This window comes from Cryobacterium sp. Y82 (assembly GCF_002929495.1).
Lineage (GTDB): Bacteria > Actinomycetota > Actinomycetes > Actinomycetales > Microbacteriaceae > Cryobacterium > Cryobacterium serini.
Genome location: NZ_PJJJ01000019.1, coordinates 13900 through 28041 on the forward strand (window position 1 = coordinate 13900; position 14142 = coordinate 28041).

General features: G+C 61.4%; 13 protein-coding genes. 8 read left to right on the forward strand and 5 right to left on the reverse strand.

Features of this window, described 5'->3' with window-relative positions; all coding sequences use genetic code 11:
• Positions 1-92 precede the first annotated feature (92 nt).
• From CXY70_RS01345 to CXY70_RS01350, 5 genes are all read left to right on the forward strand, one after another.
• A complete protein-coding gene (locus CXY70_RS01345) occupies positions 93-1142 on the forward strand; it encodes a tartrate dehydrogenase (RefSeq protein ID WP_104190608.1) in 1050 nt (349 codons plus the stop codon).
• A 544-nt stretch (positions 1143-1686) separates the two neighbouring features.
• The gene (locus CXY70_RS17680) at positions 1687-1857 is read left to right on the forward strand and encodes a hypothetical protein (protein ID WP_158250876.1); all 171 of its coding nucleotides are present in this window, start codon (positions 1687-1689) and stop codon (positions 1855-1857) included.
• A 180-nt stretch (positions 1858-2037) separates the two neighbouring features.
• Entirely contained in the window at positions 2038-2187 is a 150-nt protein-coding gene (locus CXY70_RS17685) for a hypothetical protein (RefSeq protein WP_158250877.1), read from the forward strand.
• Positions 2157-2276: a S26 family signal peptidase gene (locus CXY70_RS18125; RefSeq protein ID WP_233205666.1), complete on the forward strand. Its 120-nt coding sequence runs from the start codon at positions 2157-2159 to the stop codon at positions 2274-2276. Before CXY70_RS17685 ends, CXY70_RS18125 begins: the two co-directional genes overlap by 31 nt.
• Positions 2277-2568: 292 nt before the next feature.
• Entirely contained in the window at positions 2569-3264 is a 696-nt protein-coding gene (locus tag CXY70_RS01350; protein WP_104190609.1) for a hypothetical protein, read from the forward strand.
• A gap of 219 nt (positions 3265-3483) precedes the next feature.
• On the opposite strand, the gene CXY70_RS01355 is transcribed toward CXY70_RS01350, so the two are convergent.
• The 5 genes from CXY70_RS01355 to CXY70_RS01375 form a co-directional block, all read right to left on the reverse strand.
• Positions 3484-4923 carry an amidase gene (locus tag CXY70_RS01355; protein WP_199183333.1) on the reverse strand — a complete coding sequence of 480 codons (1440 nt, stop codon included), beginning with the start codon at positions 4921-4923 and terminating at the stop codon, positions 3484-3486.
• Positions 4923-6203 carry a M20 family metallo-hydrolase gene (locus CXY70_RS01360; protein ID WP_104190610.1) on the reverse strand — a complete coding sequence of 427 codons (1281 nt, stop codon included), beginning with the start codon at positions 6201-6203 and terminating at the stop codon, positions 4923-4925. The genes CXY70_RS01355 and CXY70_RS01360 overlap by 1 nt, the downstream gene beginning before the upstream one ends.
• A 52-nt stretch (positions 6204-6255) precedes the next feature.
• Entirely contained in the window at positions 6256-7587 is a 1332-nt protein-coding gene (locus CXY70_RS01365) for an MFS transporter (protein WP_104190611.1), read from the reverse strand.
• Between the two features lie 290 nt (positions 7588-7877).
• Complete coding sequence (locus tag CXY70_RS01370) at positions 7878-8792, reverse strand: LysR family transcriptional regulator (RefSeq protein WP_104190612.1); 915 nt, start codon at positions 8790-8792, stop codon at positions 7878-7880.
• 385 nt (positions 8793-9177) lie between these two features.
• Complete coding sequence (locus tag CXY70_RS01375) at positions 9178-9405, reverse strand: transcriptional regulator (protein ID WP_104190637.1); 228 nt, start codon at positions 9403-9405, stop codon at positions 9178-9180.
• A 494-nt stretch (positions 9406-9899) separates the two neighbouring features.
• On the opposite strand from CXY70_RS01375, the gene CXY70_RS01385 reads away from it, so the two are divergent.
• From CXY70_RS01385 to CXY70_RS01400, 3 genes are all read left to right on the forward strand, one after another.
• On the forward strand, positions 9900-10463 hold the full coding sequence (locus tag CXY70_RS01385) for a dihydrofolate reductase family protein (protein WP_104190614.1): 564 nt from the start codon (positions 9900-9902) through the stop codon (positions 10461-10463).
• A 686-nt stretch (positions 10464-11149) separates the two neighbouring features.
• Complete coding sequence (locus tag CXY70_RS01395; protein WP_104190615.1) at positions 11150-11461, forward strand: thioredoxin family protein; 312 nt, start codon at positions 11150-11152, stop codon at positions 11459-11461.
• An 837-nt stretch (positions 11462-12298) separates the two neighbouring features.
• Positions 12299-14140: an McrB family protein gene (locus CXY70_RS01400; RefSeq protein ID WP_104190616.1), complete on the forward strand. Its 1842-nt coding sequence runs from the start codon at positions 12299-12301 to the stop codon at positions 14138-14140.
• Positions 14141-14142: the final 2 nt, after the last annotated feature.

Here is a 14142-nt window from a genome sequence, read left to right on the forward strand (position 1 = left end):
CAAACCCCCCACTAAAGGAGAACTCATGGTCGATGCACGACACGACAGGATTGCGCCCCTCGCCGATAACGGCACCTTAGGGGAGGTCACCCATGTCTGAGTATTCGCTCGCGCTCATTCCAGGTGACGGCATCGGCGTTGACGTCGTAGCGGCCGCTCTCGTGCCGCTGGAGGCGGTGGCTGACAAGCACGGTTTCTCGGTGCGTCACACGAGCTTCGATTGGTCGTGCGCTCGCTACCTCGAGACCGGAGCGATGATGCCCGATGACGGCCTCGAGCAGCTGAGCTCGCACGATGCGGTACTGCTGGGGGCGGTGGGGTGGCCAGCGCAGGTGCCGGACTCGGTGTCGTTGCATGGGCTGCTGCTACCCATCCGCAAGGGATTCGATCAGTACGTGAACATGCGCCCGCACCTGCTGCTTCCCGGCATCACCGGGCCCTTGCGCAAATCCGAATTCGACATTCTGGTGATTCGTGAAAACACCGAGGGTGAATATTCCGGTGCGGGCGGACGCGTGCACCGGGGCACCCAGAACGAGGTCGCGGTTGAGACGGCCATCTTTACGCGGGCAGCGGTCGAGCGCATCCTTCGCTACGGGTTCGAGCAGGCTCGCTCGCGCTCGGGTCGACTCGCGTCGGTCACAAAATCGAACGCACAGAAACACACGATGGTGTTCTGGGACGACGTGACCGACGAACTCGCCGCCGAGTACCCCGACGTGACCGTCACGAGGTATCACGTCGATGCCATCGCGGCTCGATTCGTGACCCACCCGGAGACCCTGGACGTTGTCGTCGCGTCCAACCTGTTTGGCGACATTCTCTCCGATATCGGAGCGGCCATTCAGGGCGGACTCGGGTTCGCCGCTTCGGCCAACATCAACCCTGACGGCGGTTTTCCGTCGATGTTCGAACCTGTGCACGGATCGGCGCCCGACATCGCGGGCCAAGGCATCGCCAACCCGATCGCCACTATCTGGAGCGTCTCGCAGATGCTGCAGCACCTGGGGGAGCAGGACGCCGCAGCCGACCTGCTTCGCGCTCTCGGCACCGTCACGGCCACGCCCACGCGGCTCACCCCCGACTGCGGCGGCACCGGAACCACAGACACTGTCGCCGCCCAGGTCGCCGCAGCCCTCTGACCTGCGCAGGCGTCGGATCGAGCTTGTCGAAATCTCAACCAGCGGGAGGCATAACTCCGGCCCTTTTCAAGCAGCCGAGCTGCTCGGTGAGGTGGCGGATGCGGGTGTTCGTGCCTTCACTGCTGACGATTTCACCAAACGCATTTGGCATAGTTCTTCGGCGGCGCCGATACTGGATTTCGGCGTGGCCAAGGACCGGACGGCGGTGACTGCCCGGGCCGCGGACTCAGCATCAACGGCATCTGTTTTCCCGGCTTTGCGCCGCAGTGCTCGCTCTGGTTGATTCACCTCGAACACTTTCACGTTCTGAGCTTGGAGCTACTTCAGCAGCGCGGTGCTTTAGAACAGATGAGCTCATGGCTACCTTTGGTGGGGCGTTGACGAGCAATTCCATAAGAAGAAGTCAGTCAGGACTGTGACGATCCACGCAGGCAGCGAACGCCCACGGAAAGATCCCAATTGGGACATAGCAAGAACACCATTGTGCTCGAGCGAATCTTCGCGATCATGCGGGGGACCGGTATTCGAATGTATATGGAGGTCGATGACGGCGCCGGTGAGCCCCGCGACGACAGTTTGGACGAGCCCCGTGGGTGACTGGCGCGTGGAACTTTACGGCGAGCTGGTCGGGCATCTGTTCGGCACGGACCGTCGCACTTTTGATTTCGTCACGGCGAGGAATGCCATCGAGACTTTTAGCCTTGGCCTCGGCTGATGCGGACACGGTCGGACGGATGCTCATCAACACGCAGGCCGCACCCCTCGGGAACCGTCCGAGATCTGGGCGCACGTCCTTGGCCGGGGTGCAAGACAAGATCGTGCTCGCTCGACAGGTGGCCACTGGTTTCAGGTCCTCGAAGGGTATCCGTCGACCCACATCGTCAAGCCTCTGTCCGTGCGCTCCCCGACCGTCACCTTCGATGAGGAATACGGCTTCCGAGCGGCCAAAGCTGCCGGCCTCACCATGCTCGATTCGTGGATCGAGCACTTCGGCGAAGTCCCCATCTTTGCCCGGTGTACATTCCGTCGGGTCATGTCTTTGTAATCGGTGACAACCACGCTGTATCGATCGACTCGCGCGCGTTCGGCGGAGTATTTCTGGAGAACTTGGATGCGACACTGCTCTGGCCGTGAGCTTCAGGCTTAAAGACTCAGCCACGCCGCTGCATGGATGCCACAGGGGCATGCTCAAGTAGTGCACCGCTTGAGAGCCCAGTTCCCGCTGTGACGATGAAAAAGGCATACGCAAACTGCGGACAAAGTCGGCAACGACCACTGGAATCCCGATTTCCGGATACCCTTCGCCGCAGGGATGCGTGAGTGCAAGTGAATAGTGCCAATCCAATTGGCTTAGGGCTACGAACTGACATTGTCTCATCTAGCCTTCGGGATCGTCCCGATGTGCGAGGTCACAAAGGAGTGAAACGTGAAGAAGAACATCAAACTGGTGCTTGGCTTGAGTGCAGCGGCGCTAATCGCCGTGTCGATGGGTGCTGCGCCGGCGTCAGCGCATGTCCCAAAATCGGTGCGCGGTAACGTGGTGCTCACCGCGCACCTTACGGAACTGAACAATTCAGGCGCGTCGGGGAAGGCGTTCGCCGTCGTTCGCGGCGAGACAATCCGAGCGATCGGGATCCGAGCGAAGGGTTTGTCGCCCGATGCTCCTCACGCCCAGCACATCCACTATGGCGAACAGGCCGTGAACGAGTGTCCCACGCTGGCGTTGGACAAAAACGGAGATGGACGGCTGAACACCGTCGAGGGTGTTCCGGCCTATGGACCCGTTGTGGTGTCCCTGAACACCAGCGGAGACACCACGCCGGCCAGTTTTCTAGATGTTTCTCGGTTCCCCGTCTCGAAAAACGGTTCCTACAACTACCTCCGGACCAACATCCGCTTTACGGACGTGGCGGGAACCGGATATCCGCGAGCCGGAGGGCTCGGCACCGCCGCCCAGATTGCTGAAGCCATCCGTGATGGTGAAGGTGTTGTCGTGATCCACGGAATCGACTACGACGGCAACGGAACGTACAACCTCAGCGACCCCGAGGGTGCAAGCGAGCTTGACCCCACCCTCCCCGCCGAGGCGACCGACCCGGCTGCCTGTGGAGTCCTGCACTAGCGGCAGGCATCAGGCTCACAACTGAGGTCCAGGCCCGTGCGAGCGCTCACAGTGCCGCACGGCGCCTGGACCTCAGCCCTCGACAGAATGTCAGTATCACTAGGCCTGCTCGGGCGCCTAAGAGAGCAGTGGTGTAGTTGGCGTCGGTCGCGCATTATCAGAATGGCCATGATCTGAGTGAGGGAGATCGAGCCCTCGCTCTCAACCTGCTGAGAGCGGTCAGCTGCCAATCTGCGCGTAGCGGTGGGCCCAGGGGCGCACTTTTTCGACGGCAACACCGATTCGAAAGACCATGTCGTCATCGAACGGATGCCCGACTATCTGTATCCCGGTCGGGATGCCACAGCTGGCCATGCCGCTAGGCACAGCGAGCACCGGGCAGCAATTGGCGATGTTGAACGGCACCGTCATGTGCCCCTGCCAGTAATGCTCGAGGTGCTCGCCGCCGACCGAAATGCCGTCAAGATAGTCCCCGTCCGCGGTCAGTGCGGCCGCCGCCGAGGTCGGGCAGATGAGTGCGTCGAAGCCGTTCATTACCGCCGCGAGCTCGCTCTGCATCCGAGTTTCGGCGGTGAGGCCGTCGAGAAAGCGGGTGTCGGCGGCCGCAGCGCGGGCATCCGCCATGAACTGCACCGTGTAAGCGGCGAGCTGACTCTCGGCCCCACGGGTCGCGTCTTCCATCGCCGGACCCAAAATATGACCGTAGTGTGTAAACGAAATTCGGTGGATCTCCGCCGTGGTCCAGGGCAGCTCGACTTCTTCGACGATCGCGCCGGCACTCTGCAGCGCGGCGGCGACCGCGCGGGTGTTGGACTCCACATCGGGGTCGACCCGGTAGTTGCCCAAGCGAATGCAAAGCGCTATTCGCAGGCCCACGACCGATGCCCAAGCGCCGGGCAACGGTTCGGCGGCAGCGAGCGAGGCATGGTCGTCCGGGTGACGGCCGGTCATCACGTTGGCGAGCAGGGCGGCATCGGCTACGGTACGGGCCATCGGGCCGTCCCCGCGGTAGTGATCGGCGGAGAGCGGCGCGACGCCCGGGATGCGGCCGTACGGCGCCTTGAACCCGACCGTTCCGGTGAAGGCCGCCGGTAACCGGGTCGATCCGGCAATGTCCGAGCCGGTGGCGAGCGGCGCAAAGCCGGCCGCGAGGGCAGCGCCGGAGCCACCGGAAGAGCCGCCGGGGGAGAGCTCGAGGTTGAACGGATTGCGAGTGACACCCCAGAGCGGCGAGTGGGTCACTGTGGCACAGCAGAATTCGGGCGTCGCGGTGCGAGCGTGCACGATGCCGCCAGCCGAGCGGATACGACCGATCACCGGATGATCCGCGTGCGCCACAACGTGACGCTGGTCGACGAGCCCGTTGCTCAGCACATGCCCGGCAAGGGAATGCTTCTCCTTCGCAGCAATAGGAAGGCCGAGCAACGGGGCGAGGCTACCGCCGGATCGATACCGCTGCTCGGCGTTTCGGGCAGACTCGCGTGCCTCGTTTACCAGCTGTTCGGTCAACGCATTAATCTGCGGGTTGACCGCGTCGATGCGCTGTAGAACAGCTTCGAGCAGCTCGACCGGTGACAGGTCGCGCGACCGAAACAGGTCGAGGGCCTCGCTCGCGCCGAGGTAATGCAGGTCACTCAGCGTTGTCGTGTCGGACACCATCAGGCCCCAGCAGACGTCGTCGAGGTGAGTGCGGGCGAGCGTGTCGGATCGACCAAAGCCCCGTTGACCAGGTCAGTGGCGACTTCCGTTAGGAGCGCGAGTCCGGCGACCATGTCGGCATCCGTGGTGAATTCGCGTTCACAGTGCGAGACACCGTCGATGCTCGGAATGAACAGCATGATTGAGGGAACGCTGGTGTTCATCGCGACCGAGTCGTGGCCGGCCATGGTCTGAATGCGGAGGGTGGAGAGTCCAGAACGCGCGGCGGCCTGCTCAGCAAGTTGCAGGCCGTTCTCGGGGAAATACCTGATCGGACGAATATCGAAGTCGGTCACGTTGATCTGGATGTCGTGTTCAACGGCGAGGGCGGCGATCTTCTCGAGCAAGATTGCGCGGGCGGTCTGCACTATTTGCGGGTCACCACTACGCAGGTCGGCGATCAGGCGCACCCGACGGGCAACGACGATCGGGGAGTTGGGTTCGAGCGTCAGCTGCCCAATGGACGAGACGATGGCCTCGTCAGCGAAGTCGGTGGTGACTTCTTGCACCATGAGGATAATCTTGGCGGCGGCGACGAGGGCGTCGCGCCGGTCGACCATGGCGGTCGCCCCGGTGTGGGACTGCTCGCCGAGCACCTCGATGTCAAGTTTCTGGGTGTACCAGCTGCGGTCGACGATCCCGATCGCGATCTTCTCGCGTTCCAAAATGCGACCCTGTTCAATGTGAATTTCGGCGTAGCTCACCGTGACGGGGCGGGGGTCGGTGCCGAGGTAGCCGATTTCGGCGAGGGCGGCACGGGCGGTCACGCCGGCCAGGTCGGTCACGTCGAGCATTTTCTCCTGGTCGAAAAGTCCAGCAAACACACTGCTGCCCATGACGCTCGGCGCAAAACGGCCGCCCTCTTCGTTGAACCAGTTCACGACGGCGAGGTTGAATGGCGGCGCCGTGCCGCTGTTTGTGATGAGCTCGTCGACGTTGCGGGCGGCGTGTAGCGCCGCGAGCACGCCGTAGGCTCCGTCGAAGCGCCCGCCGAGCGGCTGGCTATCGAGGTGTGAGCCCACGAGCACGAAAGGGGCGTCGGGAGTCCACTCGATCAGCCCGAACATGTTGCCGATGCCGTCTACGTGCAGGGTGTACCCGGCGTCGGTGACCCATTTCGAGAACCAAGCGCGGCTCTGTGCATCTTCGGGTGTTGCCGCCTGGCGGTCGACACCGTGATGGGGCGTGGCCCCGATTGTGGCAACGTGGTGAAAGTCGGTCAGAAAGTCAGCAGATGACATTTGTGCTCCTTCAAAAGAAAACGGATAGGGCGTGGACGGATGCTGCAACGCTTTAGCCCAGACGCCCCCGCGTCTCCGGCACCTTGGTGAGGGTCACGAGCAGGAACACGATTACGGCGGCGCCGGCCATGTAGAAGCCCGGGGCGAACGCAACGCCCGAGCTGGCGACGAGGGCGGTACCGACGAGCGGTGCGGTTCCGCCGAAGATGGCGTAGCCGACGTTATAGCTCACGGCGGCGCTCGTGAAGCGGGTTCTGGTCGTGAAGATCTCGACGAAGAAGGTGTAGCAGCCGCCACCGTAGATGCACAGCGGAATCACGAACAGCATCTGGCCGAGGAGAGCAAGTGGCAGACTGCCGCTCGTGACGAGCATGAAGCTCGGGATGGCGAGAACGGCTATCGCGGCTGATCCGGCGATCAGCATCGGCTTACGACCGAACCTGTCACCAATGCGCCCCCCGATCGGCAACAGCACGGCATAGAAGGCGAGGGCGGCCGCATTGGCAAGGAGGGACTGCTCGCGGCCGAGATTGCCCGTTGTCTGCACGTACGCCACGAAATAGGCCGAGAGAAAGTAGAAGCCCATAGCGGTGAGGCCCATCACGAAGATGACCTGCACCATGCGCAGCTTATTTTCGCGAAAGGTTTCCTTGACCGGGCTGAACTCCTTGGTCTTGGTGGCCTGGGCCTCAGTGAACGACTTGCTCTCGCTGGTCTTGCTGCGGATCCATACGCCGAACAGAGCCAGCGGCAAGGCGAGCAAGAACGGCAGGCGCCAACCCCACGCGGTGAACGATTCGTCGGACATGCTCTGGCTGAGGATGAGGATCATCGTGCCAGCGAACACGGACGGAAGCGCGGTGGCTGCGATAGTGATGTTCAGCCAGAGACCGCGGCGGTCAATCGGTGCGTGTTCGAAGACGAACGAGGGGGCACCGACCGATTCGCCGCCGGCCGAGAAACCCTGCACGAGCCGCAGGAGCAGTAATAGCAGTGGGGCCCAGACGCCGATCTGCCCGAAGGTCGGCAGCAAACCCATGCACGCGGTCGCGGTACCGATGGCGAGCAGGGTGATGGCGAGCACTTTGCGTCGCCCGATCTTGTCGCCGAGAGCGCCGAAGAACAGGCCACCAAGCGGGCGCACGACGAACGCTACGCCGAAGGTCGCGAAGGTGGCCAGCAGGGCAAAGATCGGATCCGAACTCGGAAAGAAGAGTTGGGAGAAGATCACGGCTGTCAGGCCGTAGAGGGTGAAATCGTAGAACTCGATGAACTGCCCGATGCTGCCGCCGAGCAGCACGCGCTTTTGGAGGCCGGTAATCTTCTTCGATGGAGCGGTTTCGACCGGCGAACTGATCGTGGCGGCGGCTCGGTTCGTGGTCATGAAATCCACTGTACGAACACGACGATGCCGGCGATCGCCGCTGAGTTTCTGACTTGTAATCTCGGCAGGGGCCGCGTGCCGGTCATATTACGGCGCATCCGCTGGCATGTAACCGGGGCGACGCATGAATTGCTTGCTCAAGCACTGATCCTCCTTGATCACGATCAGTCATATCCCGGTCAAGAACGAGCGGTGCCGAGACTGCGACTGATTGTGGTCAAGCTTGCGCGTCTGGAAACACCCGTGTCCAATTGATTCTCATGGCCGAGCGCATTGATTTTGGTGATGACCTATGACCACGTCGCACCATACAATCGCCGGCAGATCTCCTCGAAGGCCAGCGCACGTCGGGTGGGCACGGCGCTGTCGAGACGCACGAGCATGACCTCACTCGGCGGAAACTCGTCGATCAGGCGCAAGGGAACGACACGGCCGCCGGAGTACGGCACATCGTTGTAAACCCGTTGGTTGAGCAGCGCATAACCGTGGCCTTGGGCTACGAAGGAACGCACGGTTTCGTACCCGGCGAACCGATGGCGCACAGCGGGCACCAGCCCGGCCAGGGTGAACAAGCCCTCGTAGTATTCCCGGCTGTGCGGCAGGTCTAGCAGTATTAGGGGTTCGCCGGCGAGGTCGCGCAGGGTAATCTCCTGACCCGGAATGTTCGCGGCCCAATGGCCCTCGGGAACGATGACGTGCGGGGGAACCCGCTCGAGCACCTGACTGGTGAATCCGGTGCCGAGGCCGTGACCGTACAGGAGCGCGAGGTCGCAGCGGCCCTCACGGAGCGCCGTCTGGAGCAAAGCGAGGTCAGCCTCCACAAAAGTCACGTCGACGCCGGGATGTGTAGCCTCGAACGCCTTGAGAATGGCCGGCAGCCGAAACGATGCCAGCGGCGAAAACACACCGACGGTCAGCTCGCCGGAGAGAGTCTCGGTGGCCCCGTAGACCGACTCGAACAAGGAATCGGCATGGTCGAGAAACCCCTTCAGGTCAAGCGCGAACGTGCGCCCAGTCGGGGTCAGCTTGAGTCCGGCCGAGGGGCTGCGCAGGAATAGTTGGGCACCGAGCGTTCGCTCCAGCTGCACCATGGCTGTAGAAATAGCAGACTGGCTCACGAGCAGCCGGGCGGCGGCCTGAGTCATGCTTTCCAACTCCGCGACGACGGCAAAGTACCGTAACTGGGTGAGGGTGAAGTGTCGCATCGGGCTCCAGAGATCAGTGAGGCAGCCGGGAGCTACGGAGCAACCCCAAACAGACGAACAACTTCATAATACTGACGCGACTGCCGGTGCTCCCGATGTGTCTCGGTGGCAGCCATAGGGACACGCATGGTTTCCCGTTTCGCCGGGAATCGAAAGAAGGCCACATCGGAGGGATCGTTCGGTGCCCGTCGTGGCGCGTGTCGCGTTCCGTAACCACGAGGGTCATATCTTTGACAGGGAACACGGTTTCCCGATCGTCAGTCGGCGCGACTTCGACCGCATCGAATTGACGGCGAAGCAAGGAAGTAGTTAGTGGCCGCCAGCATCGCCACATGTAGTGACGCGAGCGTCTCCCCTTCGCTCAAATTAGCGCCGAGCAGATCGGCTATAGGTACTTTTTAAGTGCGCGAATGAGCTGTACCATTTCGCGGCGCCCGAGCTCAGTACTTCGCACAATAGTTTCGGAGTATCGCTCACGGCGTTCTTTGCCTACCAGGACGTACTCGTTCTCTCTGAGCACTCGTATCGTCTTGGACATATCAGTGATGCTCAGGCTGGTGAACTCACCAAGCGATGCATAGTTCGATTTCTCAACCTGGCACAGGAAGCCCATCACCTTGAACCGCTGAAGAGGGTATAGAACTTTGTTGATGGACTCGTCGATCACGCGCGACGTCGCCGAGCGGACAGCGCGGACAGACGTGACTGAGCCTCACCAGATTGCATTATTCCAATCCTTTCTGTCAATTCATCCTCTACTTGCAACCTACGCAAGAGTCTCCGAAAACGCAATCTTGACGTCTGCAAACAGCAACATGCAGCCTGCACGAACGCCCCCGAAATTTAACCGGAATTCTACACATATAACGCTGCCAAGCCACGCGGTTGCAGGCTCTCTCTCGCACGATCCCCGGCGGTGAACTGTCGTCGGATCCGCCGTGACTTCGTCGACGCGCATGCAGTCCTCCATGCGGTTCGCGTCAACGCGTCGCGTCGCGCTTGCGACGGCGACTGCTACGAAGTTGGGCGGTCGCGGGATCCCGCAAATCGCGTTGCGTTCTGCGGCGTCCGGCGTATCGTCGAACGCATTACCGAGGAGGATTTCCAATGCGCAAAGTGACCTGCTCCATGAGCGTTTCACTGGACGGCTACATTGTCGGGCCGGACGGCAACTTTGACTGGACAGCGCCCGACGAGGAGGTCTTCCGTTTCTGGATCGATGATATTCGACAGGTCGGTGTCCACCTGCTGGGACGAAGACTGTACGAGACCATGCTGTACTGGGAGTCAGCCGACCAGGAAGCATCGCTCGTCGCTGCCGACCGTGAGTGGAATGCGCTCTGGAAGCCGCTCTCCAAAGTGGTGTTCTCCACCACGCTGTCGGCAGTGCAGGGCAATGCCCGCCTGGCCTCCGGCACCGTCGCGGAAGAGATCGAGCTGCTACGCGCCGAGCCGGGGGAGGGCGACATCGCCATTGGCGGCGCCACTCTCGCCGCCGAGGCCGCCGCTCTCGACCTGATCGATGAGTATCAGGCCATGGTCTATCCGGTGCTGGTTGGAGGGGGCATTCCGTTCTTCCCCCGTCGGGAGCGGCGCGTCGATCTCGAACTCGTCGATAGCCGCACCTTTGCGTCGGGAATCGTCTACCTCCGGCACCGCGTGGCCCGCTAGCCGTACCGCCGATCCAGATCAGGCCACATTGGCAGAGGGTCCACGAGTCGTAGACGGGCGCCGGCCGAGGAGAGATCTTGACCGACGCGGACGAGCCGAGTTCGGCCTCGGTATTCCGAGTGCTTAGGAAAATGATCAAGAGCAGCGCAAGGTGGAGCTCCAGAAGGCTTCTGGTGTCGGATGTCTCCCACGAATAGGCGTGGTCGCCTTGGCGCTGCGATTGGTTCAGGTAAATTTCAAGGCTCGGAATGACTCGGCGCTCGGCCGCTTCTGGGCGGAGGCACTCGGCTGGGGCGTGTCCAGTGAGGGTCCCGGCGTGAGCAACGTTGACCCCCCGGCGATGGTCATACCGGACCCGGCGTCCGTCGGTCGATGTGGAAAGTTCTCACCGACCCGGAGGGGAATGAGCTCTGCGTCCTCACGCCGGGCTGCCCCAGCGGCTCGACCCCAAGCACCGTTTCATTCGCAAGCGGGATAGGCGACGCCGAGGGATCCATCTTAAAATCCAACCCCTTTGTGCGACGTCATGACAAATGTAGCGGGACTTACCCGGGAGCGGGCATCCATCGGTTGCCGCGGTGGGGACTTCGCGAGGAGGGGGAGTTGAACCGCTCACGGCGAGTGGTGACAGAATTGGGTCAGGGGTCGAAACGGATTTCGCTGGCCCTGTGCAGAGAGGGAATACCATGGCGACAATCGAGCTACTCCACATTGCCGGCTGCCCGAACTCCGAGCTGACCCTCGATCGACTGCAGCGCGCCGTTGATAACGCGATGCCCTCGAACGCACAGATCACATACACCCTGGTCGATTCTTCCGAGACGGCCGCAAGAGTCCTTTTTGCCGGATCCCCGACGATCCTCGTCGACGGTGTTGATCTCTTCCCGACGGATGGCCGAACCACCGATCTCGCCTGCCGCATCTATCTCACCCCGAACGGCCTGGCCGGAGCTCCGACCCAGCAGCAAATCGAAGCAGCGCTCTCAGCGCATGGCTAACGCTTCAGACTTCTTCTGCTCGTGTTGCGGTCGCGTCTATCCGCGCGGCCGGCTACAAGCCCCTGAATGACACGGTTTTTATCTGCCGTCGACGTGGTCTGTGGGTCGCGTTCCGGCTCCGGGCCGATCCCTCTGGGGACGATCAGGACTAACCGACTTCAGCCAGATCTCAAATGCTTTTGTATGGCCGCTGGCGCGGAAGTCGAGGCTCGTCGATGCGTATTCGATCATTAGCCCCCTGCCTTTGGTGAGAGTGAATCGCCCAGCGTTATCAGAGTTGTTCCCCTTCTACGGGTATTCACGATCTCGGAGTCCCGCTGCATCGCCGTGGGCAATATTCGAATCGTCGTCAGTGGGCCTCACCTAGTCGCCTTCGAAGTTTTCCTAGACGGTATGTGGAAAGAAGGAAACGCGCGGGATAACTTCGTTCCCTTGAATCCGAAAGTGTCAGAGGAATCGGATGATCTCACTCAAGTAACGAACGCACTGCGACACCTCCTCGCCGAGTCAGCTCGAATAAATTCGAATTGTGCGGACATCAGCAATGGGTTCCACGCCGCCTGCGTTGCCAAGAGCGTTGCTGAACACTCGAGAAATGCGATTGCGGCAGTCAGAGAAGTTCGCTACGGCCTGGAGCTTCAGCTCGCAGAAACGAGCGCAAAGTCGAGTGTAAAAGGATCGCTTGTCTCTGCACTGTTGCAATTGGGGATAATTCTTGGACGGGGCGCCCTTACTGAAGCGATACTTCCTGCATTTAATCCTGCGAACCGAACTAGGCACGCTTCCGTGCGATTGCTTCATAAAAACCTGACAGCGTCTGGGATGAGACCATAAGTCATGGCTCTTTTCTCTGAACGTGACCGCCGGCCCATTGACGAACTGTGCGCTCGTTGGCGCGAGGGCTCGCTGATCGGGGACGCCTCTCTACTGCATCCCGATGAGTATCCGGACGCCTGGTCAGAGCTCGAGCTAACCGAGCTGAACACGAAGTTCTGGGGCAACGTTCTAGAGGGTGACGAGGGTGGCGGAAGCTTCGAGAGCAAATGGGAACTGCAACTCGAAGATGCCACCGACAAAGTCAGGTTGTTAGCGGCGGAGTGCCTGTTGGTCTACTACCTGGTCACGGTTTCGGTCGGCCCCGACCGAAAACTTGAGATGATCAATAAGACCATCGGACCTGATCATCCAGAGCTGCACGTGAATCGCGACAGCGGGGCGTACCAGGCGCTGCAGAGCTGGATTGCCAATCCTGGCCAGTACTACACCTCCCGTCAGGACATCCATGTTGGTTATCTGATGGATCTTGCGTTGCGTCTGAAGCAGAAGTCACCCGAGGAACGGGCCGGGCTGCTGCACGATAACCCCTGGGAGTTCGCACAGTTCACCGAAGCCGGAGAGCGACAGAGCGACGCGATGCGCCACATCGTGTGCCACCTGCTTTATCCCGATCACTTCGAGCGGATCGCCTCGAACCAGCACAAGGAACTCGTGCTCAAGGCGTTTAGCGAGCTCGACACCAGTGGCCCAGACGTTGGCCCAGACGAGAAGCTGTATTCGATCCGGCAGACGCTGAAGCAAAGACTGCCGGAGTGGGATGAAAGCCGCCGCGATTACTACAGCTCTGATCTCGAACCAATCTGGCGTCCTGCGGCCAGGTCCGGGGACAATGAGTCACTGAACCCGGCGTTCGCGCTGGAGTTCAAGAAGCAGATCGTCTTCTACGGGCCGCCCGGCACCGGCAAAACCTATCGTGCGGGGAAGCTGGCCGAGAGCTTGATCCGGACCGCGGCCTTGCAACGGTGGGGTGTGGGTGAGTACTTCAACGACCCCAAGGCTGTTAATCTGGCCGTCGCCGCCAATGTGACGCGCCTTCAGATGCACCCGTCCTACGGCTATGCAGAGTTCATGGTCGGACTTCGGCTCGATGCCGACGGTGGGACAACCCACCAGCTCGGCGCACTGCCACGGTTGGTCGAGCGGATGCGTACCGAGCGAGAGCAGCTTGGGGAACATGCTTTGCCGCACGTACTGATCCTCGACGAGATCAATCGCACTGACCTCAGCACAATGTTCGGCGAGGCGTTCAGCGCCATGGAGCGCGACAAGCGCGACACCGAGCTCGAGCTGTTCGCCGAGGATGACGACGGTCATCCGATCCGCTTTATGATCCCTGCAAACCTCTACATCATTGGCACAATGAACGAGATCGACCAGTCGGTCGAGGCCCTGGACTTCGCGCTGCGTCGCCGCTTTTTCTGGTTCGCCACGCCGTACGACGAGGAGGACCTGTTCTCGATCTGGAAGGCGCAATGGATCGAGCAGTCCGTGGCGGTTGACCGGGAGAAGGCTGAGCCCCAGCTCAAAGAGCTTGCCGGGTGTATCACCCGGTTGAACACACGGATCGGCGAACTGCCCGAGCTAGGGTCTGAGTACGAACTCGGAGCGGCCGTGTTCGGTGATTTGCCGTACTTCCTCGGGCGCGAATGGCGTAACAAGCGCCACGGCCGTAACGGCGGCAAGTACCTGTGGGATGCCAAAGACAAGCCGCTCGCGCCGCTGCGCTCGTTGTGGGCCTTGTCGATCCAGCCTGTGCTAGCACAGTACCTGGCTGGATCTGACCGGCGGACTGAGCAGTTGGCTGAGCTCGAACAGCTCCTGCTGGCCCGTCCGACAAACTGACC

What these genes read in the sequence shown, in the direction of transcription:
- CXY70_RS01345 (WP_104190608.1), top strand. Translation starts at nt 93, where the DNA reads ATGTCTGAGTATTCGCTCGCGCTCATTCCAGGTGACGGCATCGGCGTT.
- CXY70_RS01375 (WP_104190637.1), bottom strand. Translation starts at nt 9,405, where the DNA reads ATGGGCTTCCTGTGCCAGGTTGAGAAATCGAACTATGCATCGCTTGGT.
- CXY70_RS01395 (WP_104190615.1), top strand. Translation starts at nt 11,150, where the DNA reads ATGGCGACAATCGAGCTACTCCACATTGCCGGCTGCCCGAACTCCGAG.
- CXY70_RS01385 (WP_104190614.1), top strand. Translation starts at nt 9,900, where the DNA reads ATGCGCAAAGTGACCTGCTCCATGAGCGTTTCACTGGACGGCTACATT.
- CXY70_RS01365 (WP_104190611.1), bottom strand. Translation starts at nt 7,587, where the DNA reads ATGACCACGAACCGAGCCGCCGCCACGATCAGTTCGCCGGTCGAAACC.
- CXY70_RS01370 (WP_104190612.1), bottom strand. Translation starts at nt 8,792, where the DNA reads ATGCGACACTTCACCCTCACCCAGTTACGGTACTTTGCCGTCGTCGCG.
- CXY70_RS17680 (WP_158250876.1), top strand. Translation starts at nt 1,687, where the DNA reads ATGACGGCGCCGGTGAGCCCCGCGACGACAGTTTGGACGAGCCCCGTG.
- CXY70_RS01355 (WP_199183333.1), bottom strand. Translation starts at nt 4,923, where the DNA reads ATGGTGTCCGACACGACAACGCTGAGTGACCTGCATTACCTCGGCGCG.
- CXY70_RS01400 (WP_104190616.1), top strand. Translation starts at nt 12,299, where the DNA reads ATGGCTCTTTTCTCTGAACGTGACCGCCGGCCCATTGACGAACTGTGC.
- CXY70_RS01360 (WP_104190610.1), bottom strand. Translation starts at nt 6,203, where the DNA reads ATGTCATCTGCTGACTTTCTGACCGACTTTCACCACGTTGCCACAATC.